A 24,618-nucleotide genomic window follows, 5' to 3' on the forward strand; every position below is an offset into this window, starting at 1 on the left:
TTGCGTCTTTGCGAGAAAAATATATAGAATGGACTTTAATATCAATACAATAACTAGAGAAAACGTAAAATCATTAAAACCATATTCATCAGCACGGGATGAGTTTGAGGATTTTGATACTGCCGACATGATTTTTCTGGATGCTAATGAAAATCCGTTTCAGAATGGAGTAAATCGTTATCCGGATCCGCAACAAAACTCGGTGAAAGCAATTTTGGCAAAAAATAATAATGTAAAAGCCAGTCAGATTTTGCTGGGAAACGGAAGTGATGAAGTGCTTGACCTGCTCTTCAGGGCATTTTGCGAACCTAAAACGGACAACGTTATTTCATTACCGCCAACCTACGGCATGTACGGAGTTTTAGCCAATATTAATGCGGTGGAAAACAGGGAAGTTTTGCTTGCTGCAGATTTTCAGCCACAGGTAGAAAAGATTTTAGATGCCGTAGACGATAACACCAAAATTATCTTTTTATGCTCCCCGAATAATCCGACCGGAAATTCTTTTTCAGATGAAAGCGTGGTGACACTGCTTCAGAATTTTAAAGGCCTGGTGGTGATTGATGAAGCCTACATTGATTTTTCAGACAAAGAAAGCTGGCGGATAGAAATCGACGAATATCCGAATCTTGTGATTACACAGACGCTTTCCAAAGCCTATGGTCTCGCCGGAATTCGTTTGGGAATTTGCTATGCGTCTGAAGCTGTAATTTCGGTTTTAAATAAAATCAAACCACCTTACAATGTAAACGAACTGACACAGCAAAGAGCCATCGAACGGTTGAAGGATTCAGGCAAAATAAAACAGGAAATAACTTCTATTATTGAACAAAGAGAAGAATTACTTAAAGTATTACTGGAAGTAAGTTTTGTTGAAAAAGTATATCCGACAGAAGCTAATTTTGTTCTGGTAAAAGTGGACGATGCCAATAAAAGGTACGATCAGTTAATCGCCAAAGGAATTGTAATTCGCAACAGAACAACGCAGCCCTTATGTGAAAACTGTCTCCGTTTTACCATTGGAATTCCGGAAGAAAATGCAGTTTTGATTAAAGAATTAAAATTATTGAAGTAAAAAAATAAGCCACAGATTGCACAGATTGAAATGATTTTTTCTCTTTGTGTTTTTTTGCCACGAATTACACAAATTACCACGAATTGAATTAGTGAAAATTTGTGTAATTCGTGGTGAAAGAAAAAATATCTCGAGAACCGTTTTGCGTGAGGGATAGAGGCGGTATCCTTTTGTGAAGAGAAACGAAACAAAAGATATAGCCGAAAGCCCGACCCGGAGGGACACGCCCAAAATATAATTAAAATATGAAAAAAGTACTTTTTATCGATCGTGACGGAACGATTGTTTTAGAACCGGAAAATTTACAATTAGATAGTCTGGATAAACTCGAATTTTACCCAAAAGCCTTTCAGTATCTGTCTAAAATTGCCGGTGAATTAGATTACGAGCTGGCAATGGTCACCAATCAGGACGGCTTGGGAACGGATAGTTTTCCTGAAGATACGTTTTGGCCAACACAGAATTTCATTTTAAAAGCCTTTGAAAATGAAGGTGTTTTGTTTGATGAGATTTTTGTAGACCGGTCTTTTCCTGAAGATAATGCGCCAACACGCAAGCCCAGAACCGGAATGCTGACCAAATACCTGAATAATCCGGAGTATGATCTCGAAAATTCTTTTGTTTTAGGAGATCGTTTAACCGATGTGGAACTGGCCAAAAATCTGGGAGCAAAAGCTATTTTCATGAATACGACCGACGGAGCAGGAAGTAATGAAATTTCATCTAAACGTGAAGAATTAGACGAAACCGTTGTTTTGCAGACAACAGACTGGAAAAGGATTTATGAGTTTTTAAAATTAGAAGCCCGTTCGGCGTCAATAACCCGTAAAACCAATGAAACCGATATTTTTATCGATTTAAACCTTGACGGAACAGGGAAAAGTAAAATTGAAACCGGAATTGCCTTTTTTGATCACATGCTCGACCAGATTTCGCGTCACGGTCAAATGGATCTGGAAATTCGGGTAAAAGGAGACCTGGAAGTCGATGAACACCATACGATCGAAGATACTGCCATTGCGCTGGGTGAAGTTTTTGCAAAAGCGTTAGGAAATAAATTAGGAATCGAACGTTATGGTTTCTGCCTTCCCATGGATGATTGTCTGGCACAGGTAGCAATTGATTTTGGCGGAAGAAACTGGCTGGTTTGGGAAACCGAATTCAAACGTGAAATGGTAGGTAAAATGCCAACGGAAATGTTTTATCACTTTTTTAAATCCTTCTCAGACGGCGCCAAAGCCAATATCAATATAAAGGCTGAAGGAACCAACGAACACCACAAAATTGAGGCAATTTTCAAAGCTTTCGCCAAAGCGATAAAAGTAGCCGTAAAACGAGATACAGAGAAAATGATTTTACCTTCAACGAAAGGGATGTTGTAAAACGCTATAAGCTATAAGCAATAGGCAATAAGTCTAAAGCTTTGGGCTCAAAGCATAAAGCTTTTTTAATGAAAATAGTAATCATAAATTACGGAGCAGGAAATATTCAAAGCATTATGTTTGCGATTGAGCGATTGGGTTTTAAGGCTGTTTTGAGTAATAATCCGGAAGAAATCCATACGGCAGATAAAGTAATTTTTCCCGGAGTAGGCGAGGCAAGTTCGGCCATGAAAAAACTGATTGAAAGCGGTCTGGACAGTTTGATTCCGAATTTGAAACAACCTGTTTTGGGTATTTGTCTTGGAATGCAGTTGATGTGCAGGTCTTCTGAAGAAGGAAATACCAAAGGTTTAGGGATTTTTGGTGTGGATGTGATTAAATTTACGTCAACTGTAAAAGTGCCTCAAATGGGCTGGAATCAGATTTATAATTTAAAATCAGATTTATTTAAGGACATTCCTGAAAATGAATTTATGTATTTAGTACATAGTTTTTACGCGCCGAATTGTGATGAAGCCATTGCGACAACCAATTATGAGCTGGAATACGCATCGGCTTTGCAAAAAGATAATTTTTACGGAACCCAGTTTCATCCTGAAAAAAGCGGGGCTGTTGGGGAGAAAATACTGGAGAACTTTCTAAAATTAAATTCCAATATTTAAAAATCCAAAATCCAAAATCCAAATTCAATCAAAAAAATAGCAAAATATCAAATTCAGAAAAATCTAAAATCTGAATTCTAAAATATCAAAACATGAGAATAATACCAGCCATAGATATCATTGACGGAAAATGTGTCCGCTTATCAAAAGGAGATTATAACACGAAGATTATTTACAATGAAAATCCGCTTGAAGTCGCAAAATCATTTGAAGCGCACGGAATCGAATACCTTCATTTAGTAGATCTGGACGGTGCAAAATCGAGTAAGATCGTCAATTATAAAATTCTGGAACAAATAGCGACGCAAACAAGCTTGCAAATTGATTTTGGCGGCGGTTTAAAATCAGACAATGATTTAAGAATTGCTTTTGAAAGCGGTGCAAGCCAAATCACGGGCGGAAGTATTGCCGTAAAAAACAGAACCATTTTCGAAAAATGGATTTCGGAATACGGATCCGATAAAATTATTTTGGGTGCTGATGCCAAAGAGGAAAAGGTCGCTATTTCAGGCTGGTTAGAAGATTCAGACGAAGATTTGATCCCGTTCATCAAAGAATACATGAAAAAAGGAATTGATTATGTTATTTGTACTGACATTGCAAAAGACGGAATGCTGGAAGGACCAAGTTTTGATTTGTATGAAAAGATTTTAGATCAGGCGACACTAATTACAGACGATAAAACGATCACCAGAAAAGTAAAATTAATCGCTTCCGGCGGAATTTCAACTTTCGACGAATTGCCAAAATTAGCCGAATTAGGCTGTGAAGGAACGATCATAGGGAAAGCAATTTACGAAGGCAGAATTAGCCTTAAGCAATTGGAGAATTATATTTTAAATAAATAGATTATTACGCAAAACTGCACAAAGAAAAACGCAAAGATTCACTAAGAAACCTTTGTGTTACTCTGTGAAATCTTCGTGAATCTCTGTGAAACAACTAAAATAATGTTAGCAAAAAGAATCATACCCTGCCTGGATATCAAAAACGGAAGAACCGTTAAAGGTGTTAATTTTGTGGACCTGCGAGATGCCGGAGATCCGGTGGAACTGGCGGAAATTTATTCGGCTGAAGGCGCAGATGAACTGGTTTTTCTCGATATTTCAGCTACCGAAGAACGCAGAAAAACACTGATCAACATGGTGCGAAATGTCGCTGAAAAAATCAATATTCCGTTTACGGTAGGGGGCGGAATTTCCTCTGTAGAAGACGTTGAAATCCTTTTGAATAATGGAGCCGACAAGGTTTCAATCAATTCATCGGCAGTCAAAAATCCGCAGCTTATTAACGATTTGGCTCAGAAATTCGGAAGCCAGTGTGTTGTAGTGGCCATCGATGCCAAGCAAATTAATGGCCAATGGATCGTACATTTGGTAGGAGGAAAAGTACCAACAGAACTAAACCTCTTCGATTGGGCAGTAGAAGTCGCTGAACGCGGTGCAGGAGAGATTTTATTCACCTCAATGGACAATGACGGGACTAAAAACGGTTTTGCAAATGAAGCTTTGGCTAAATTGTCAGAACTGGTCAATATTCCGATAATTGCTTCCGGAGGTGCCGGAAACATACAGCATTTTGTGGATTCATTTAAAGTTGGAAAAGCTGATGCCGCGCTGGCTGCAAGCGTTTTTCACTTTAAGGAAATCGAAATCAAAGCTTTGAAAGAAGAATTGAGGAAGAATGATATTGAGGTTAGACTGTAGCGGGTAAAGAGAATAGAATAAAGAGAATAGAATAAAGAGAATAGAGGAGGGAGAATAGAGGAGGGAGAATAGAGGAGGGAGAATACAACTCTTGGCTCTTTAATCTTGGCTCTTGACTCTAAATAACAACAACAACAGAGCGCAGCAATCTAAAATCTGAACTCTAAAATAAAAAATAAAATGAACATAGATATAAAAAGCGCCCACGGATTAATTCCGGCAATTATTCAGGATTCAGAAACAAAAAATGTTTTGATGCTAGGGTATATGAACGAAGAATCGCTTCAGAAAACAATAGAAACACAGAAAGTAACTTTTTTTAGCCGTTCCAAACAAAGGCTTTGGACAAAAGGCGAGGAGAGTGGTAACTTTTTGAACCTAGTTGATATTAAAAACGACTGCGATGGCGACACACTTCTGATTCAGGCGAAACCTGTCGGACCAACATGTCACACCGGTGCGGATACCTGCTGGCAGGAGGAAAACAAGGAAAATTATGGTTTCATTTCTGAGTTAGAAAAAACAATAGCAATCCGCAGGGAAAATGCAGATTCAGAGAAAAGTTATGTAGCTTCCTTATTCGAAAAAGGCATCAATAAAATCGCCCAAAAAGTAGGTGAAGAAGCGGTAGAAGTAGTCATTGAAGCCAAAGACAACAACGATGATCTGTTTCTGAGCGAAAGCGCCGATTTACTTTTTCATTATTTGATTTTACTACAGGCCAAAGGTTTTCATCTGAATGATGTGGTGGATGTTTTGAAGAAACGCCAGAAGTAAAATGTAACCCAATCTTGTCAGGCTGAGCGAAGTAAAAACACCTGTCAGGCTGAGCGAAGTCGAAGCCCCCCGCAAAGTGATTCAGCAAACGGGACTTCGACTTCGCTCAGTCGGACAATAGTTACGATTACACAATTAACCAAATAAACGGTTAATTAATCATTCCACAAACTCAAAAATCGCAAATTCTTCCGGCTGATGAAAGCCAAATTTCAAGCTTTTATAAGGTTGTAAAGCAAGATATTCGGTTTTGTTACCGTAATCAATCCTAAAAGTATTGGCTTTCCATTTTGTTCCGGTTTTTGGCTTCGAAAAAACAGCTTTTAAATTAATAACATCTAAAATCCGTGTCAGGCTGAGCGAAGTCGAAGCCCCCGCAAAGTGATTCAGCAAACGGGACTTCGACTTCGCTCAGTCGGACAAATAGTTACGATTACACAATTAACCAAATAAACGGTTAACCAATCATTCCACAAACTCAAAAATCGCAAATTCCTGCGGCTGATGAAACCCAAATTTAAAGCTTTTATAAGGTTGTAAAGCAAGGTATTCGGTTTTGTTACCGTAATCAATCCTAAAAGTATTGGCTTTCCATTTTGTTCCGGTTTTTGGCTTCGAAAAATGACCGTTTTGGATTTTTTCCAGACCTGAAAACGGAATTTTGATTTCAGTACAGAAGCCTTCCGAAGTTATTTTACTCACCGCTTCGAGTCCTGGAATATCAAAACCTGAAGCCGTTTTCCAGCCACCGCATTCAGGAGAGATACATTTTATAAGCATATCATAATTCGTTGAGAATGCATTTACGCCAATTTCAATGTAATTTTGACCGTCTCCGTCCTGATCTATAAAAATTTCAACTAAATCATCTGTTTTATAGATTTCGGAATCTTTGCTTTGAAGTTTTCCAACTATTTGAGAATCTATTGAACGATAAGCGACATACAGGTTTTCTTCATTCCACGAAAGTGAAACAAAAGTATGCTGAGTGGCTTGTGCTCCGGAATTATGAATGACAAACGGTCCTGAAAAAGAAGTTTTCCAATCGGATAAATCGCCGTCTATAGTGAGTTTTTCCACTATTTTAGGAATGGCAATGGTCTGTGAATAAGTCGCCGGAGACATCATTACACCCAAAAGAACGACAATTGTATTGATTTTCATAAGTAGCAGAACTATTTTAAAGGCTAAAATACAGAAGAATAAATCAATTTTAACATTAATTTTTCCGATTCGCCCTTATATAATCATTTAAAACTTGATTCGAATGTTTACATTTGTTGAAGCAGAAGCGGGTTGAAAGACCTTCTTTATTTCGATTAAAAGAAAATATTTACTTCGTATGAAAAAATACTTTGCCGGCGTTTTTATCGCCTCTGTGTTGGGCTTTACGGCCAACGCACAAGGACTTTTAAATAAGTCCGAAACGGTTTTTACACATCAGGATACATTGCGCGGAAGCATTACAAAGGAAAGAGCCTGGTGGGATTTAAAATACTATCACCTGGATGTGAAAGTAAATCCTTCCGAAAAAACGATAACGGGATCCAATACCGTTCGTTATACTGTTTTATCTGCTAACAATAAAATGCAGATCGATTTGCAGGAACCAATGCAGATTTATAAAGTAACCCAGAACGGTAAAGAACAAAAATTTGTAAGGGAAGGAAATGCTTTTTTTATTGAACTGACTGCTGCCCAAAAAGTAGGAGAAACCAAAGAGATTGTAATTTCTTTCGGCGGAAAACCTAAAGAAGCTGTAAAACCACCATGGGATGGAGGAATTACCTGGAAAAAAGATAAAAACGGGAAAGATTTTATTGCCTCATCCTGTCAGGGTCTTGGCGCAAGTGTCTGGTGGCCCAACAAAGACCATATGTACGATGAAGTCGAGAATATGCTGATCAGCGTCAATGTTCCGGGGGATCTGACCGATGTTTCTAACGGAAGATTAAAAAGCGTTAAAAAAGAAAAAGACGGTACTAAAACCTTCAATTGGTATGTTTCGAATCCGATTAATAATTATGGTGTAAACATTAATATTGGTGATTACGTTAATTTTTCTGAGAAATACAAAGGAGAAAAAGGCGATTTAGATTGTAATTATTACGTACTGAGAGATAACCTGGATAAAGCGAAAGAGCAATTCAAAGATGTGCCAAGAATGCTGAAAGCTTTCGAAAACTGGTTCGGCCCTTATCCGTTTTACGAAGACAGTTATAAATTGGTTGAAGCCCCATATTTAGGAATGGAGCACCAAAGTTGCGTAACTTACGGAAATGGTTATAAAAATGGTTATTTAGGCCGTGATTTAAGCGGAACAGGCTGGGGACTGAAATTTGACTTTATCATTATCCACGAATCAGGTCATGAATGGTTTGCAAACAATATTACCTACAAAGACATCGCAGACATGTGGATTCACGAGAGTTTCACAAGCTATTCTGAAAGCCTTTTTACAGAGTATTACTACGGAAAAGAAGCTGGTGCTGAATATGTTATCGGTTGCAGAAAAGGAATTCAAAATGATAAACCGGTTATTGGAAATTACGATGTAAACAATGAAGGTTCAGGAGATATGTATCCAAAAGGTGCCAATATGCTGCATTCCATTCGTCAGGTCATTAACGATGATACTAAATGGAAATCGATTTTAAGAGGTTTAAACAGTACTTTTTACCATCAGACTGTTACGTCTAAGCAAATTCAGGAGTATATCAACACTCAGGCAGGAATTAATTTCAACAGGGTTTTTGCACAGTATTTAACGACCACTCAAATTCCGGTTTTTGAATATATGTTTAAAAACGGAACTTTAGGATATCACTGGACTAATTGTGTTGCCAATTTTGATATGCCGGTAAAAGTTAAAATCAATGGTGTTGAAACCTGGTTAAAGCCAACAACAGAGTGGCAATCGGCAAAAACTACGAATGAAAACAGAACTTTAGAAGTGGATAAGAACTTTTATGTAACGGGTTCTAATATTGTGGAATAAATTAAAAGGGAAATTCCAATTTTTAAAATTCCAAATTCCAATTTTGTTGGAGTTTGGAATTTTTTTTATGTGTTAACGTAGATAACCTTTTTTACTCAAAGAATGTCATTTCGACGCAGGAGAAATCTTAGCGAGAAGCTCGACACAGACTGGCGATTTCTGTACGAAGCATATTAAAACGAAACCCGACAGGTTTTTAAAACCTGTCGGGTTTGTTATGTTTTGGAATTTGGAATTTAAAAATTGGAATTTCAAACCCCTATCGGCTATTCAATTTTGCCTTTTCCCTGATAATATCAGCAATTTTTCGGTTCTCAATTTTACTTTCCAGCCAGGAAATAATATCGAGGTACAGAAAAGCCCTTTTTTCGTAAGTGTTTTTCTCTAATTCGATAAAACGCAGGCGCATCTTAATAAATTCTTTTTTAATATCAGCCGGATATAAGTTGTTCAGGTTTCTTAAAAATTTGATGATTTCCTTTTGAACTTCGTGTAAGTCGTTCATTTTGATTAGAAACTTATAGGTGTTTTTAAGATGATTTTCCAGGTAATAATCCTTTCCAAGCTCATAATGCGCAATGAGGGACAAAAGTCTCGCAAAACACATTAAATCCTCACGCATGGATAAGTTCTTGTTATTGATTATTTTATCTAAATAATGAATGCATTCCGTATACTTTTCATTTCCAAAATAAATAGAAGCAATCTTATAATAGAATAACATTTCGTGATGTTCATCCAGATGTTCGCTGTGTAATTTTATTTTATCTAAAATCTCCGGAATCAGATATTCGCTCTCGGCAAAAGTGCCTTCCAGAATGTGCAAATTGAGCTTATTGTTGTAAACGTACAGAAATGATAGCGACGCAATGTTATCGTTTACGGGAAACTTAGGATCTTCAATCGTTTCTTCCAGAAGAGTTAAGTATTTCTTGAAATTCGATTTGTATTTCAGCATATACAGAGACTCCAGAAAGTAATGATTCCCTTTCAGGAAAAATACCGGATTCTGAATAATCATATTCGGATTATCATAAAATAACCGAACCCATTTGTAAGCATATTTATAACTCGCCAGAAAATCCTGAACCAGAAAGCTTCTCCAGAGATTAGCATTATAGAACCAGTATTTCTCGCGAAAACCAAATTTACTTTCGTCTAATTTTGAAATGTGTTTATTGAAATAGTCATCTATATATTTGTACTCTTCATCACTTTTTACATAACCTGTTTTCAGCATGATTCCGTAGAGCTGAAGCGATAAATTCGATAGTTTGCTTGAAATGGTATTGCGATAATTCAGTTCTTTCGCCTGAATCACCAATTCGTCGGCGCGGCCCTGAATACTTCGCGTAATATATTGGGATTCTATTAGTTTTTCGAATTCGACAATCTCATACGCCATATATTTTTCATCATTTTCCAGCGCAATGATTTTTGTCTTGTCCAGAATTTTCAAACTCTGTTTGTACAATCCTTTATTATAGAGAATAACAGCAAAGTCGATTTGTTCCCGCAGCTGGTATCGAATGTTCTGACTCGGAATGTTTAATCGTATGCTCACCAGAATTTGTTTGTACAGGTATGATTTTAAGTTAGATAACTGTACTTTTTTAATAATTCCGCTCTTCAGGATAAGCTTTTCATCGTAGTTTTCAGACTTATCTAAAATATTAAACAATTCAATAAATTTTGTATTTGAACTCGTCTCCAAACGACTTGCAAAAATTTTAAACTGTCTTTTTTCAGATTTTGAAAGCGATTTTATCAGAACAAATAAGAAATCTTTTTGATGGTTAGCCATTGTAAAATATAATAATGTAACTTATTGGTTTTCAGTTATTTAATAGCGTATAAATTGTTTTATGAACAGTATAATTTCATTAAAATGAATTTCATACTGAAGTAGTACAATATATATTTGTTATCAAGATGTGAAATTACATTAAATAAATGAATATGAATAGAGAGAAAGTTCAAATTTTTGACACCACTTTGCGCGATGGCGAGCAGGTCCCGGGATGTAAGTTAGATACGAAACAAAAATTAGTTATCGCAGAACGACTTGATAAAATGGGAGTTGACGTTATCGAAGCAGGTTTTCCTGTGTCAAGTCCGGGCGATTTTTTATCGGTCTCTGAGATTTGTAAAATTGTAGAAAATGCAACCGTCTGCGGACTGACAAGAGCCGTAAAAAACGATATTGATGTGGCTGCTGCTGCCCTCAAGCATGCTAAAAGACCCAGAATCCACACCGGAATCGGAACATCTGAATCTCATATACTCCATAAATTAAATACCACAAGAGAAGATATTATTGCAAGGGCAAAATATGCCGTATCTCACGCAAAATCCTATGTAGAAGATGTTGAGTTTTATGCAGAAGATGCAGGAAGAACAGATAATGCTTTCCTTGCAAAAGTTTGTGAAGAAGTAATCAAATCCGGAGCAACCGTCTTGAATATTCCGGATACGACAGGATATTGTCTGCCGGAAGAATACGGAGCAAAAATTAAATATTTAAAAGAAAACGTAAAAGGTATCGAAAACGTAATCCTTTCGTGCCACTGCCATAATGATTTAGGAATGGCCACTGCAAACTCAATCGCAGGAGCCATAAACGGAGCAAGACAAATAGAATGTACCATTAACGGTATTGGCGAAAGAGCCGGAAATACAGCACTTGAAGAAGTGGTAATGATTTTCAAACAACATCCTTACCTAAATTTAGACACCAATATCAATACAAGAGAATTAAATGAAATGAGCCGTCTGGTTTCTGAAAGTATGGGAATGATCGTGCAGCCAAATAAAGCAATCGTTGGAGCAAATGCTTTTGCACACAGTTCAGGAATTCACCAGGATGGTGTGATCAAAAACAGAGCAACTTACGAAATCATGGATCCGCTTGATGTTGGAGTGAATGAATCTTCTATCATTTTAACAGCAAGAAGCGGACGAGCTGCTTTGGCTTACCGTGCTAAAAAAGTAGGTTACGAGCTTACCAAAGTACAGTTGGATATCGTATACCTTGAGTTTTTAAGATTCGCCGATATTAAAAAAGAGGTTTTAGATGTAGATATTCATCAGATTATTGAAGCCTCTAAAATTCAGGACGAGTTAATCAGAAGCTAGTTGGAAAGAGAATAGAGAATAGAAAATAGAGAGTAGAACAAAGAAGAGAGAAAAATAGAGATTTAAATACATAAAGAACGAGACGTTATGAATTTGAAAATAGCAGTTTTACCAGGTGACGGAATTGGACCGGAGGTAATTTTACAAGCCAAAAAAGCATTATATGCGATTGGTGAAGTGTACAATCATGAATTTGTTTTTGAAGAAGCCCTTATGGGAGCGATCGCCATTGACAAAACTGGAAATCCTCTGCCGGAGCAAACTTTAAACCTTTGTTTAAATACAGATGCCGTTTTGTTTGGCGCCATCGGAGATCCTAAGTATGACAATAATCCAAATGCGAAAGTTCGTCCGGAGCAGGGATTATTAAAACTGCGTAAGGAACTGGGTTTGTTTGCCAACATTCGTCCTATAAAACCCTATAAATCATTACTTGATGCTTCTCCTTTAAAAAGAGAAATTATCGAAGGAGCTGATTTTACTATTTTCAGAGAATTAACTGGTGGTGCTTATTTTGGAGCCAAAACATTAAATGAAGAAGGAACACATGCTTCTGATTTATGTGAATATTCAGAAGAAGAAATTACAAGAATTGCACATTTAGCTTTTAAATCGGCACAAAACCGACGCAAAAAGCTGACAATGGTGGACAAAGCAAATGTTTTGGAAACTTCAAGATTATGGAGAAAAGTCGTTCAGAAAGTGAGTGAAAATTATCCGGATGTAGCTTTGGACTTTTTATTTGTAGATAACGCAGCCATGCAGATAATTTTAAACCCAAAACAATTTGATGTGATTTTGACAGAGAATTTATTTGGAGATATTCTGTCAGATGAAGCGAGCGTAATTACAGGATCTATCGGTTTATTGGCTTCGGCATCTTTAGGAGAAAAAAACGCTTTGTTTGAGCCAATTCACGGATCTTATCCTCAGGCAAAAGGAAAAAATATTGCCAATCCAATTGCTTCCATTTTATCAGCTGCAATGCTGTTGGAACATTTCGGATTATTTAAGGAAGCAAATGTGGTGTATCAGGCTGTTGAAAAAGCAATAGGGTTTAAAGTAGTAACAACAGATTTAAAATCAGATTCAAAATTCGGTACGAATGAGGTAGGGGAGTTTGTTTCTAATTTTATTTTCAGCAAAGACGACTTACTGTATTTTAATAATGATAACGTTCATATCGGACAATCGACGATTGTTTAAAGTTTTTATTAAAACAATGAAATAAATAACAAGAAGTATTGGAAATGTTGAGATTTTATTTTTTTGGTTCTTAAAGTTTTTATACTTTTGTAACACTAAAAAATAAATGATGCAAATCTCAATTATTATTACTTCTGTCGTTGTTGTCAATGTGTTTAGCACATCTGCATCGGGAATGGTATAAATATAATTGAAAAACTATATTACAAACCTTCCAAATACTGGAAGGTTTTTTTTTGAATAAAAATTAAAATAAATAATACAATAATGGAATTAAATAAGTACAGCAAAACCATCACTCAAGATCAGACACAACCTGCGGCGCAAGCGATGTTGTACGGTATTGGTTTAACTGAAGAAGATTTGAAAAAAGCACAAGTGGGTATTGTGAGCATGGGTTACGATGGTAACACCTGTAACATGCACCTGAATGATTTGGCAAAAGATGTTAAAAAAGGTGTTTGGGATGCAAATCTGGTCGGACTTATTTTTAATACCATTGGTGTGAGTGACGGAATTTCGAATGGTACGGAAGGAATGCGTTTTTCATTGGTGTCCCGCGATGTAATTGCAGATTCGATTGAAACTGTGGTTGGAGCACAATGGTACGACAGTTTAATTGCCATTCCGGGTTGTGATAAAAATATGCCGGGAGCGTTAATCGCAATGGGACGTTTAAATCGCCCGTCTATAATGGTTTACGGAGGATCAATTCACTCCGGAAAATGGAAAGGAGAATCCTTAAATATTGTTTCTGCTTTTGAAGCTTTAGGAAAAAAAGTAAAAAACGAAATTACTCCGGAAGATTTTAAAGGTGTCATTCAGAATGCCTGCCCCGGAGCTGGTGCCTGCGGTGGAATGTATACGGCAAACACCATGTCTTCTGCCATTGAAGCATTAGGAATGAGTTTACCATACAGTTCTTCAAACCCGGCTTTAAGTCAGGAAAAAAGGGACGAATGTCTGGCAGCCGGAGAAGCGATCAAAATTTTATTAGAAAAAGATATTAAGCCAAGAGATATCATGACTCGCAAGGCTTTCGAAAACGCTATTACAATTGTAGCGGTTTTAGGAGGTTCTACCAATGCAGTGATGCATTTAATCGCTATGGCTCATGCTGTTGATATCGAAATTACACTGGACGATTTTCAGGCAATAAGTGATAAAACACCAGTACTTGCCGATATGAAACCAAGTGGTAAATACATGATGGAAGATATTCATGAGGTGGGAGGAATTCCTTCTTTAATGAAATATTTATTAAAAGTGGGATTAATTCACGGAGACTGTCTGACAGTAACCGGAAAAACAGTCGCTGAAAATTTAGCATCAACGCCGGATTTACAAGATGGTCAGGAAGTGATTCATGAAATCCAGAAAGCATTGAAACCATCCGGAAACATTCAGATTTTGTACGGAAATCTGGCTTCGGAAGGTGCTGTTGCGAAAATCAGTGGTAAAGAAGGTGAATATTTTGAAGGTACTGCAGTAGTATTTGAAGGTGAATTTGAAGTAATTCCGGGTCTTGAAGCCGGAAAAATAAAACCGGGTAGTGTAGTCGTCATCAGGTATTGTGGACCAAAAGGTGGTCCGGGTATGCCTGAGATGCTAAAACCTACATCAGCCATCATTGGTGCCGGATTGGGAAGCAGCTGTGCTCTTATTACAGACGGCAGGTTCTCCGGAGGTTCACATGGTTTTGTCGTAGGACATATTACACCAGAAGCTTATGATGGTGGTGGTATTGCGCTGGTAAAAGATGGTGACTTAATCGCTATTGATGCGGTAAAAAATACAATCGACCTGAAAATTTCCGACGAAGAATTTGCAGCCAGAAAAGCGGCTTGGGTACAACCTCCGCTAAAAGTTGCAAAAGGAGTTTTACTTAAATATGCCAGATCGGTTTCAAGCGCCTCAACAGGTTGTGTTACCGATAAATAATTTTACAATAACAAAATATCAAAGTCAATTGCAATAACAAGATTAAAAAACAATAGCAATAAAAGTAAAAATATAAAAGATCAATTTAGGATTTACCATTGAAATTGATTTTTGCCATTGCCATTGAACTTCATTTTTGAAATTGACATTGATAAAAAAAATATACTATGAAAATATCAGGGGCAGAAGCCGTTATAAGATGTTTGTTAGCAGAAGGAGTAGACCTGGTTTACGGATATCCGGGAGGAGCCATAATGCCGGTTTATGACGAATTATATAAATTTCAGGATCAGTTACACCATGTTTTAGTACGTCACGAGCAGGGGGCAACCCATGCAGCTCAGGGATATGCAAGAGCTACAGGTAAAGTTGGAGTCGCAATCGCTACTTCAGGACCGGGAGCCACCAATTTAGTTACAGGAATTGCAGACGCTCAAATCGATTCAACCCCAATGGTTTGTATTACCGGGCAGGTGGGAAAACATTTGCTGGGTTCTGATGCTTTTCAGGAAACCGATATTATCGGAATTTCAACTCCTGTTACCAAATGGAATTACCAGATTACGGAAGCTTCAGAAATTCCGGAAATCATTGCCAAAGCATTTTATATTGCACGTTCCGGTCGTCCTGGACCTGTATTAATTGATATTACTAAAAATGCTCAGTTTGATGAGTTCGAGTTTAGTTATGAAAAATGCACGGGAATCAGAAGTTATGTTCCGGTTCCTAAGTTAAAATTAGAAAAAGTCGCAGAAGCGGCCGCTATCATCAATAGTGCTAAAAAACCGTTTATCGTTTTTGGGCAGGGAATTATTCTGGGTCAGGCCGAAGAACAGTTAAAAGCCTTCATCGAAAAATCAGGAATTCCCGCGGGATGGACAATTTTAGGTCTTTCTGCGCTGCCAACAGATCATCCCTTAAATGTTGGAATGTTAGGAATGCACGGAAATTACGGCCCTAATATGCTCACAAACGAATGTGATGTTTTAATTGCACTCGGAATGCGTTTTGACGACCGTGTTACCGGAAAACTGGCTACATACGCCAAACAGGCAAAGGTTATTCACTTTGAAATTGATCCTGCAGAAGTAGATAAAAACGTAAAAACAGAAGTTGCTGTTTTAGGGGATGTAAAGGAAGCCCTGAATGCGTTACTGCCTTTAATTGATGCAAAATCACATGATTTATGGCATAATGAGTTTAAAGAATTGCATAAAATAGAAGTTGAATCGGTTATAAACGAAGAGTTAAATCCAACGAACGGTAAAGGAATTTCAATGGGAGAAACCATGGAAATGATCAATAAACATTCAAAAGGTGACGCAATAATAGTTTCAGATGTGGGTCAGCACCAGATGTTTGCGTGTCGTTATGCGAAATTCAATACCACCAAAAGCAACATTACTTCCGGTGGTTTAGGAACCATGGGTTTTGCTTTACCGGCTGCTATCGGAGCTAAAATGGGAAGACCGGATCGCGAAGTGGTGGCTATTATCGGTGATGGAGGCTTTCAGATGACAATTCAGGAATTAGGAACAATTTTCCAGACTCAGGTTCCGGTAAAAATTGTCATTTTAAACAATGAGTTTTTAGGAATGGTACGTCAATGGCAGGAACTGTTTTTTGACAACAGATATGCATCAACAAAAATGATTAATCCAAATTTCACGGCAATTGCAGAAGGCTATCATATCAAATCCAAAAAAGTAACGCAGAGAGAAGATTTAGATGCTGCCGTAGCCGAAATGATGGCTTCGAAAGATTCTTATTTCCTGGAAGTTATGGTAGAAAAGGAAAATAATGTTTTTCCAATGATTCCAACAGGAGCCTGTGTTTCAGAAATTAGATTAAGCTAAAATAGAAGTTTCAAGTTTTAAGTTTCAGGTTTCAGGTTCTCAGCAACGTGAAACCTGAAACCTGAAACAAAATAAACTTTAAACAAAAAATTACATGGAAGATAAAACATTTACCATATCGGTATATTCGGAAAACAATGTGGGTTTGCTGAACAGAATATCAGGAATATTCTTAAAGCGTCACATTAATATATTAAGCCTAAACGTTTCAGAATCAGAAATAGAAAATGTTTCAAGATTTATTATTGTTGTGGAAACAACAGAAAAATGGGTTCAGAATATCGTAGGGCAAATTGAAAAACAAATTGAAGTTATAAAAGCATTTTATCATACCGATGAAGAGACTATTTATCTGGAAAATGCTTTATTTAAAATAGCCTCAAGTTTGTTGTTTGATGAGAAACAAATTCAGAATATCATCAAAGACAGTCAGTCAACAATTGTGACGGTTTCCCGCGATTTCTTTGTGATTTCAAAATCAGGAAGACGTTCTGAAATTGAAGAATTATATGCAAAATTTAAACCCTACGGCATTATGCAGTTTGTACGTTCGGGAAGAATATCGGTTTCTAAAGAGAAAATGGAAATCTCAACAATGCTGGAAACACTTAAATAGTATCAATTATTAAATTACACATTCATTAAATATTATTAAAAAAAATGGCAAATTATTTCAACACACTACCACTTAGATTACAATTAGAACAATTAGGCGTTTGCGAATTTATGGAGCAATCCGAATTTGCTGATGGAATTGCAGCTTTAGCCGGAAAAAAAGTTGTGATTGTAGGTTGTGGTGCACAAGGTTTGAATCAAGGTTTAAACATGAGAGACTCTGGACTGGATATTTCATACGCACTTCGCGCTGATGCCATCGCTGAAAAAAGAGCTTCTTATAAAAATGCTACCGAAAATGGTTTTAAAGTGGGTACTTATGAAGAATTAATTCCAACCGCTGATTTAGTTTGTAACCTGACTCCGGATAAACAACATACTGCAGTGGTAACTGCGATTATGCCATTAATGAAAAACGGTTCTACTTTGGCTTATTCTCACGGATTTAATATCGTAGAAGAAGGAATGCAGATCCGTAAAGATATTACAGTAATCATGTGTGCTCCTAAATGTCCCGGTTCTGAAGTTCGTGAAGAATATAAAAGAGGTTTTGGTGTGCCGACACTTATTGCTGTACACCCTGAAAATGATCCAAACGGTTTTGGTTTAGATCAGGCAAAAGCATATGCTGTAGCAACCGGAGGTCACAAAGCAGGAGTTTTGAAATCCTCATTTGTGGCTGAAGTAAAATCAGATTTGATGGGAGAACAAACTATTCTTTGTGGTTTGTTGCAAACCGGATCTATTTTATGTTTTGATAAAATGGTTGAAAAAGGAATCGATGCTGCCTATGCTTCAAAATTAATTCAGTACGGATGGGAGACGATCACGGAAGCCTTGAAACATGGTGGAATTACCAATATGATGGACCGCCTTTCAAATCCTGCAAAAATTGAAGCTTACGAACTGGCAGATGAACTGAAAGATATTATGCGTCCGTTATTTCAAAAGCACCAGGATGATATCATTTCAGGAGAGTTCTCAAGAACAATGATGATCGACTGGGCAAATGATGATGTGAATTTGTTGAAATGGAGAGCGGCAACAGGAGAAACAAACTTCGAGAAAACAGCTCCTCAGGAAGCGCCGATTGCTGAACAGGAATATTTTGATAATGGAGTTTTAATGATTGCCATGGTAAAAGCAGGAGTTGAATTGGCTTTTGAAACGATGACAGAAGCCGGAATCATTGAAGAATCGGCTTACTACGAATCATTGCACGAATTGCCTTTGATTGCTAATACCATCGCAAGAAAGAAATTATTTGAAATGAACCGTGTTATTTCGGATACAGCAGAATATGGCTGCTATTTATTTGACCACGCCTGTAAACCGCTATTGACTGAATTCATGAAAAAAGTAGAAACAAACGTAATAGGAAAACCATTCTCGACTTCAAACGGAGTAGATAATGCAGTTCTAATTGCAGTAAACAAAGAAATCCGTCAACATCCTATTGAAGAAGTAGGGGCATGGTTGAGAGAATCTATGACTGCAATGAAAAAAATTGGATAATAAATTGGGAATTACCACACAATCGACTGTGATGGGATTTGCACTGTATCTCTGTTTTATGTAATATTTTGAATTAGTAAGCACTTATTAAGATAATATGGATATAGATGCATATTGTATTCACTTAACTGCTGTGAGTTTGTAAGTTAAGTGAAGGTAATCCCGAATAATGGGGTATGTTTAGCAATAAATATACTTGTATAGATTTCTATATTAATTAATAAAATGCTGCTATTTTCAAAGTAAAATGAAGCATTGTAATACACATTACATAAAAAAAATTAATTGTTATTGAAATTGTTAAAACCAAAAGGCATGATATTTATTTATTGTGCCTTTTTTGTGATATGCAATTTATCATAAAACTTGTATTTTTATATTAAATTCATAAAAAAACGACATTTTTTTTAATATATGTTTTTTTATGCTAAAATTTATGAATTAAATAATTTTAAGAATACGCACAGATTTAATACATTTATAAAAAATTCCAAAAACATATGAGTTATTATAAAATTGAAAATTTAGAACAATATTTTAAACATTACAATAAGTCAATAAGGGAACCAAGAAAATTTTGGGGAAAAATAGCAGAGGAAAATTTTACCTGGTACCAACAATGGGAAAAAGTAGTTGATTTTAATATGGCGGATGCTGAAGTAAAATGGTTTACAGAGGCAAAAGTTAATATTACCAAAAACTGTATTGATAGACATCTCAGCAAAAGAGGAGAAAAAACGGCAATCATTTTTGAACCGAACGATCCTTCGGAGGAAGCTTTACATATAACGTACAACGAACTTTATGAACGTGTGTCAAGAATGGCAAACGTTTTGCGTGAGCAGGGAGTTCGTAAGGGAGACAGAGTTTGTATTTATTTACCAATGATTCCGGAATTGGCAGTTGCAGTATTGGCCTGTGCCAGAATTGGAGCCATTCACTCTGTAATTTTTGCAGGATTTTCGGCATCAGCTGTGTCAGCAAGGATTAACGATTGCGAGTGTAAAATGGTAATCACATCAGATGGTGGCTACAGAGGAAACAAAACCATTGACCTGAAAGGAATTGTAGACGAAGCACTGGATACTTGTCCGTCTGTTTCTAAAGTTTTGGTCGTGAAAAGAACTCAGACTGAAGTTAAAATGAAAGACGGTCGCGACATGTGGTTGCAGCCTTTATTAGATGCTGCTATAGATAATAGTGTTGCTGAAATTATGGATGCTGAAGATCCTTTGTTTATCCTGTATACTTCCGGATCAACAGGAAAACCAAAAGGAATGGTACACACTACTGCCGGATATATGGTTTACACGGCTTATACTTTTAAAAATGTTTTTAGTCACGAAGAAAATGATATTTTCTGGTGTACGGCAGACATTGGCTGGATTACAGGCCACTCTTATATTTTATACGGACCTTTATTAAACGGAGGAACAACCGTAATTTTTGAAGGCGTTCCGTCTTATCCGGATTTCAGCCGTTTTTGGGAGATTATTGAAAAACATAAAATCACACAATTTTATACGGCACCAACGGCAATCCGTTCCTTAGCAAAAGAAAGTCTGGATTATATTCAAAAATATCCTCTGAAATCGCTGAAAGTTATTGGATCTGTTGGAGAACCAATCAACGAAGAAGCATGGCACTGGTTCAATGACCATGTGGGAGATAAAAGATGTCCTGTTGTAGATACCTGGTGGCAGACAGAAACCGGTGGAATCATGATTTCGCCAATTGCATTTGTCACACCAACAAAACCAACCTATGCCACTTTACCATTACCTGGAATCCAGCCTGTTTTAATGGATGAAAAACGTAATGAAATTGAAGGAAACCAAGTGGTAGGAAGCTTGTGTATTAAATTTCCATGGCCGGGAATTGCCAGAACAATCTGGGGAGATCATGACCGCTATAAAGACACGTACTTTTCTGCTTTTCCTGGTAAATATTTTACCGGTGATGGCGCTTTGAGAGATGAAGTAGGCTACTACAGAATTACGGGAAGGGTTGATGATGTTGTGATTGTTTCAGGACACAATCTGGGAACTGCTCCTATCGAAGATGCCATTAACGAACATCCTGCTGTTGCAGAATCTGCAATTGTTGGTTTCCCGCATGATATCAAAGGAAATGCGTTATATGGTTATGTCATACTGAAAGAAACAGGAGAAGTAAGAAACAAAGAAAATTTATCAAAAGAAATCAATCAGTATATTTCAGATCATATCGGACCGATTGCAAAACTGGATAAAATTCAATTCGTTTCCGGATTACCTAAAACACGTTCGGGAAAAATTATGCGTAGAATTTTACGTAAAATAGCAGAAGGCGATTTTTCTAATTTTGGTGACACTTCGACTTTGCTGAACCCGGAAGTTGTGGAAGAAATTACGAAAGACAGGATTGCTTAAAAAAGCAAATTGAAATAAATAAAATGCCTCTTAAAATTAAGAGGCATTTTTTATAGAATCAGTTTCCAAAACTGAAAATCCTGTCAGACTGAGCGAAGTCGAAGTCCGTCATGCAGAATCACTTTGCGGAAGCTTCGACTTCGCTCAGCCAGACAATCGTTTTTTATATCTTGTTAAGATTTTCAGCTTAGCTTTTTTCAATAGAAAATAAAATGCCTCTTAATTTTAAGAGGCATTTTTTATATAATCAGTTTCCAAAACTGAAAATCCTGTCAGACTGAGCGAAGTCGAAGTCCGTCATGCAGAATCACTTTGCGGGGGGACTTCGACTTCGCTCAGCCAGACAATCGTTTTTTTATATCTTGTTAAAGCTTTTCAGCTTAGCTTTTTTCAATAGAAAATAAAATGCCTCTTAATTTTAAGGGGCATTTTTTATATAATCAGTTTCCAAAACTGAAAATCCTGTCAGACTGAGCGAAGTCGAAGTCCGTCATGCAGAATCACTTTGCGGAAGCTTCGACTTCGCTGAGCCAGACAATCGTTTTTTATATCTTATTAAAGATTTTTAGCTTAGCTTTTTTCAATAGAAAATAAAATGCCTCTTAATTTTAAGAGGCATTTTTTATGTAATCAGTTTCCAAAACTGAAAATCCTGTCAGACTGAGCGAAGTCGAAGTCCGTCATGCAGAATCACTTTGCGGAAGCTTCGACTTCGCTCAGTCTGACATCGTTTTATTTATTTAATTCCCAAACGGGATTTTAATTTCAAAAACAAAAGAGCAATCCGGTAAGCATCCTCAGATGATGAATTCCTGTCACTTCTTGGAATTTTATAAATGTCGCATAAATCATCAAGTGAAAACTGTTTGTCATTGATATCCATTAATTTTCTGTACATCATATCAACATCCAAAGCTTCATTTTTCAGTCTTCCGCAATCCAGTCGTTCCAAGGCGCTGTTAATCATTTCGACGTCAAAATTGATATGATGTCCCACTAAAACAGCATTGCCCAAAAAGTTGATAAATGCCTCAATTGCTTTAGGCTCTTCCATTTTTATCATTTTGCTTTCAATAATGAATTCATTTGAAAGACCATTGTCTTCCAGAAATTTATACTGCAGCAAAACAGACTCAAAGCTATCCTTAATAATAACGCTGTCATCAACTACAGAAAAAGCCCCTAAAGATAAAATCACATCCTTATTCGGATTCAGACCGGAAGTTTCTGTAGACATCACTACAAATCTATTGGGTTTTGTTTCGAATTTGGTCAGGTAATCTTTCCAGAAATCAGGATGTTCTTTGTTGATATTTTTAATCCAGTCAAGCATATTTTAGGAAAATTGTGTAAGTTGGAATTTGTTCTTAATTAATTCTTCAAGGTCTTTCATTGGTGTTAAAGCGTTTTTCAATTTTTCTTTATCACTTTTAGACATTTCTCTCAGATTGATAAATTGACCTGAATCATCATTTTTTAACCCTTCGACAGTTCTGAATTTTGATAATATTAAAAAAGCTTCGGCACAACTTAGGTAGATCTCCGCATTTTTAGAATCAGTGATCGCTAATTGCTTGAATCTTAAATAAGTATTTTGTATCCCTTTAATATTCGAATTCAAAATTAGTAAACGTGCACCATCAATTAAAGGCATTAATGCACGGGTTTTTATATCAAATTTCCCTTTATTCGGACCATCTTCTTCTACCAGGAATTTTTTGAAAAAGCTCAGGGGAGAATTTTTCTTTAAAGCGTCATTACCCAGGAAATCAAAAAACAAAGTGTTGTTGACGGCATTTTTGAAAATAACATTCTCGATGGCTTCTTCGATTTTCGGTTCTCCGAAAACAATTTCATAATCAAAGAAGATACTACTCAAATCATTGCTGTTTTCACCTGGAGTATTCATCCAGCTGTTGTATTGTTTTGTCCAGTCGGTCAATGATTTACACCATAACATATTGCTTCCCATATGACCGTTTGGACAAAGTTCGTAACCCACTTTTTCTAAGATTGCCGTAGTTCTTTTGGCCAATCGTAAAAAATAATCTTTAACATCCCTGTACTTTTCCGGAGTGACATCTTCAAATATTAAGATGCTGTCCTGATCTGTTAGCAAAAGCTGTTCTTTACGACCCTGACTACCAATGCTTAACCACGCAAATCGGGCAGGAGGTGAGCCCAGGTCTAAAATGGATAATTCCACTGAACGTTTTATAATGGCCAGGTTTATTTCACTTGCAATATTACTAACATGTGAAATTGGAATATTTTTCTGAATCGAATTCTGAATTAAATCAGACAAACGATCGCGTATTTGTTTTAAATCTTTTGGAAGTTGCGAACGTTTGATTTCTTTGATCAGAACGCCGGGATTACTAGCCTGGGCAACAATTAAATCGTGTTCGGATATAATTCCTTTCACGGCAGATTTACTAGTACCGTCCTTAGTAACACATAAATGCGTCACATTATATTTCAGCATTAGTAATTGTGCCTCGGCCAAAGAAACATTTTCCAATACTGTTACAACGGGCGATGACATGATTTTATCAATGGTTTCCGTAATAGGATAGCGGCCTGTAGCAATTTTTGATGATAAATCTGCATCTGTTACAATACCAATCGGATGATTTTTTTCGCAAACAACAATGTTATCTACCATTGCTTCAGTCATTAAAATAGCAACATCTTTTACAATATGATGTGCTTCTGTTTTTAATGGTGAATTATTGTAAGTAAGGGATTGTATATATTGCATTTCTGACTGCTGATCTACATAAAATGAAGTATCAGAAATCAGTTTTCCGTTAGAACTGACACTGTCTTTGGTATGTCTGGAGTTTGTTGCAAAACTTTCTAATAAAAAGTTTAAAACATCAGAATTATTAGCCACAAAAGGTCTGAAAACAGCTATAGGTATTGCATACACAATACTTTCTTCACGAGCCTTAGCGGTCATCATATAGTTGTTTTTAGCAAAAAACGGACGCAAGCCAAAAATATCACCTTCATGACATTTGTTTATAATCGTTTCTTCAGCATCAGCAATTGTCGTCAGATTTATAACGCCTGAAGCTACCACATAAAAACTATCATGCAGGATGTCATTATTTTGAAACAATACCGCGTGTTTTTCTAAGTTGATCACACGAATATTAGTTGCAATATCAGATAGTTCCTGAAAAGTCAGATTTTTAAAGGGCTGATATTCTTTTAAAAAATCTGCGATATGCTCAGCAATTGTATTCATATATTTTTGATAATTTTTTTAAAGTATCGAATGTAAAAATAATAAAATAAAGTCTTACAATGAAAGCATCTGTACGATTTTAAGTA

General features: G+C 36.6%; 18 protein-coding genes. 14 read left to right on the forward strand and 4 right to left on the reverse strand.

Annotated elements, in window-relative coordinates; genetic code table 11:
* The first annotated feature begins 28 nt into the window (after positions 1-28).
* The 6 genes from hisC (at position 29) to hisIE (ending at position 5,602) form a co-directional block, all read left to right on the forward strand.
* The gene (gene hisC / locus LPB89_RS08050) at positions 29-1,075 is read left to right on the forward strand and encodes a histidinol-phosphate transaminase (protein WP_230701246.1); all 1,047 of its coding nucleotides are present in this window, start codon (positions 29-31) and stop codon (positions 1,073-1,075) included.
* Positions 1,076-1,320: 245 nt separating this feature from the next.
* Positions 1,321-2,457: a bifunctional histidinol-phosphatase/imidazoleglycerol-phosphate dehydratase HisB gene (hisB, locus tag LPB89_RS08055; RefSeq protein WP_230701247.1), complete on the forward strand. Its 1,137-nt coding sequence runs from the start codon at positions 1,321-1,323 to the stop codon at positions 2,455-2,457.
* Positions 2,458-2,525: 68 nt separating this feature from the next.
* Positions 2,526-3,119, forward strand: coding sequence for an imidazole glycerol phosphate synthase subunit HisH (gene hisH / locus LPB89_RS08060; protein WP_230701248.1), 594 nt, complete (start codon positions 2,526-2,528; stop codon positions 3,117-3,119).
* Between the two features lie 92 nt (positions 3,120-3,211).
* The gene (gene hisA / locus LPB89_RS08065) at positions 3,212-3,967 is read left to right on the forward strand and encodes a 1-(5-phosphoribosyl)-5-[(5-phosphoribosylamino)methylideneamino]imidazole-4-carboxamide isomerase (protein WP_230701249.1); all 756 of its coding nucleotides are present in this window, start codon (positions 3,212-3,214) and stop codon (positions 3,965-3,967) included.
* 102 nt (positions 3,968-4,069) lie between these two features.
* Positions 4,070-4,825 carry an imidazole glycerol phosphate synthase subunit HisF gene (gene hisF / locus LPB89_RS08070; RefSeq protein ID WP_230701250.1) on the forward strand — a complete coding sequence of 252 codons (756 nt, stop codon included), beginning with the start codon at positions 4,070-4,072 and terminating at the stop codon, positions 4,823-4,825.
* Between the two features lie 180 nt (positions 4,826-5,005).
* Positions 5,006-5,602: a bifunctional phosphoribosyl-AMP cyclohydrolase/phosphoribosyl-ATP diphosphatase HisIE gene (gene hisIE / locus LPB89_RS08075; RefSeq protein ID WP_230701251.1), complete on the forward strand. Its 597-nt coding sequence runs from the start codon at positions 5,006-5,008 to the stop codon at positions 5,600-5,602.
* Between the two features lie 465 nt (positions 5,603-6,067).
* On the opposite strand, the gene LPB89_RS08080 is transcribed toward hisIE, so the two are convergent.
* Entirely contained in the window at positions 6,068-6,766 is a 699-nt protein-coding gene (locus LPB89_RS08080; protein WP_230701252.1) for a carbohydrate-binding family 9-like protein, read from the reverse strand.
* Positions 6,767-6,944: 178 nt separating this feature from the next.
* On the opposite strand from LPB89_RS08080, the gene LPB89_RS08085 reads away from it, so the two are divergent.
* The gene (locus tag LPB89_RS08085) at positions 6,945-8,600 is read left to right on the forward strand and encodes a M1 family metallopeptidase (protein ID WP_230701253.1); all 1,656 of its coding nucleotides are present in this window, start codon (positions 6,945-6,947) and stop codon (positions 8,598-8,600) included.
* Positions 8,601-8,859: 259 nt separating this feature from the next.
* Here LPB89_RS08085 and LPB89_RS08090 read toward each other — a convergent pair whose 3' ends face one another.
* Complete coding sequence (locus tag LPB89_RS08090; RefSeq protein ID WP_230701254.1) at positions 8,860-10,404, reverse strand: hypothetical protein; 1,545 nt, start codon at positions 10,402-10,404, stop codon at positions 8,860-8,862.
* A 155-nt stretch (positions 10,405-10,559) separates the two neighbouring features.
* On the opposite strand from LPB89_RS08090, the gene LPB89_RS08095 reads away from it, so the two are divergent.
* The 7 genes from LPB89_RS08095 (at position 10,560) to acs (ending at position 21,279) form a co-directional block, all read left to right on the forward strand.
* Complete coding sequence (locus LPB89_RS08095) at positions 10,560-11,735, forward strand: 2-isopropylmalate synthase (RefSeq protein ID WP_230701255.1); 1,176 nt, start codon at positions 10,560-10,562, stop codon at positions 11,733-11,735.
* Between the two features lie 87 nt (positions 11,736-11,822).
* The gene (gene leuB / locus LPB89_RS08100) at positions 11,823-12,941 is read left to right on the forward strand and encodes a 3-isopropylmalate dehydrogenase (protein ID WP_230701256.1); all 1,119 of its coding nucleotides are present in this window, start codon (positions 11,823-11,825) and stop codon (positions 12,939-12,941) included.
* Positions 12,942-13,208: 267 nt separating this feature from the next.
* Complete coding sequence (gene ilvD, locus LPB89_RS08105) at positions 13,209-14,882, forward strand: dihydroxy-acid dehydratase (RefSeq protein WP_230701257.1); 1,674 nt, start codon at positions 13,209-13,211, stop codon at positions 14,880-14,882.
* A 167-nt stretch (positions 14,883-15,049) separates the two neighbouring features.
* Positions 15,050-16,738, forward strand: a complete 1,689-nt coding sequence (ilvB, locus tag LPB89_RS08110) for a biosynthetic-type acetolactate synthase large subunit (RefSeq protein WP_230701258.1) — start codon at positions 15,050-15,052, stop codon at positions 16,736-16,738.
* A gap of 94 nt (positions 16,739-16,832) precedes the next feature.
* Positions 16,833-17,354, forward strand: a complete 522-nt coding sequence (gene ilvN / locus LPB89_RS08115; protein ID WP_127339958.1) for an acetolactate synthase small subunit — start codon at positions 16,833-16,835, stop codon at positions 17,352-17,354.
* 44 nt (positions 17,355-17,398) lie between these two features.
* Positions 17,399-18,868 (forward strand): ketol-acid reductoisomerase, encoded by a 1,470-nt coding sequence (gene ilvC, locus LPB89_RS08120; protein ID WP_230701259.1) that lies wholly within the window; start codon positions 17,399-17,401, stop codon positions 18,866-18,868.
* Positions 18,869-19,368: 500 nt separating this feature from the next.
* Positions 19,369-21,279 (forward strand): acetate--CoA ligase, encoded by a 1,911-nt coding sequence (gene acs / locus LPB89_RS08125; RefSeq protein WP_230701260.1) that lies wholly within the window; start codon positions 19,369-19,371, stop codon positions 21,277-21,279.
* 736 nt (positions 21,280-22,015) lie between these two features.
* Here acs and LPB89_RS08130 read toward each other — a convergent pair.
* Positions 22,016-22,612: a 3'-5' exonuclease gene (locus LPB89_RS08130; RefSeq protein WP_230701261.1), complete on the reverse strand. Its 597-nt coding sequence runs from the start codon at positions 22,610-22,612 to the stop codon at positions 22,016-22,018.
* Between the two features lie 3 nt (positions 22,613-22,615).
* Positions 22,616-24,532, reverse strand: a complete 1,917-nt coding sequence (locus LPB89_RS08135) for a DUF294 nucleotidyltransferase-like domain-containing protein (RefSeq protein ID WP_230701262.1) — start codon at positions 24,530-24,532, stop codon at positions 22,616-22,618.
* Positions 24,533-24,618 lie beyond the last annotated feature (86 nt).

Origin of the sequence: Flavobacterium sp. ENC, assembly GCF_020991415.1 — a bacterium.
GTDB lineage: Bacteria > Bacteroidota > Bacteroidia > Flavobacteriales > Flavobacteriaceae > Flavobacterium.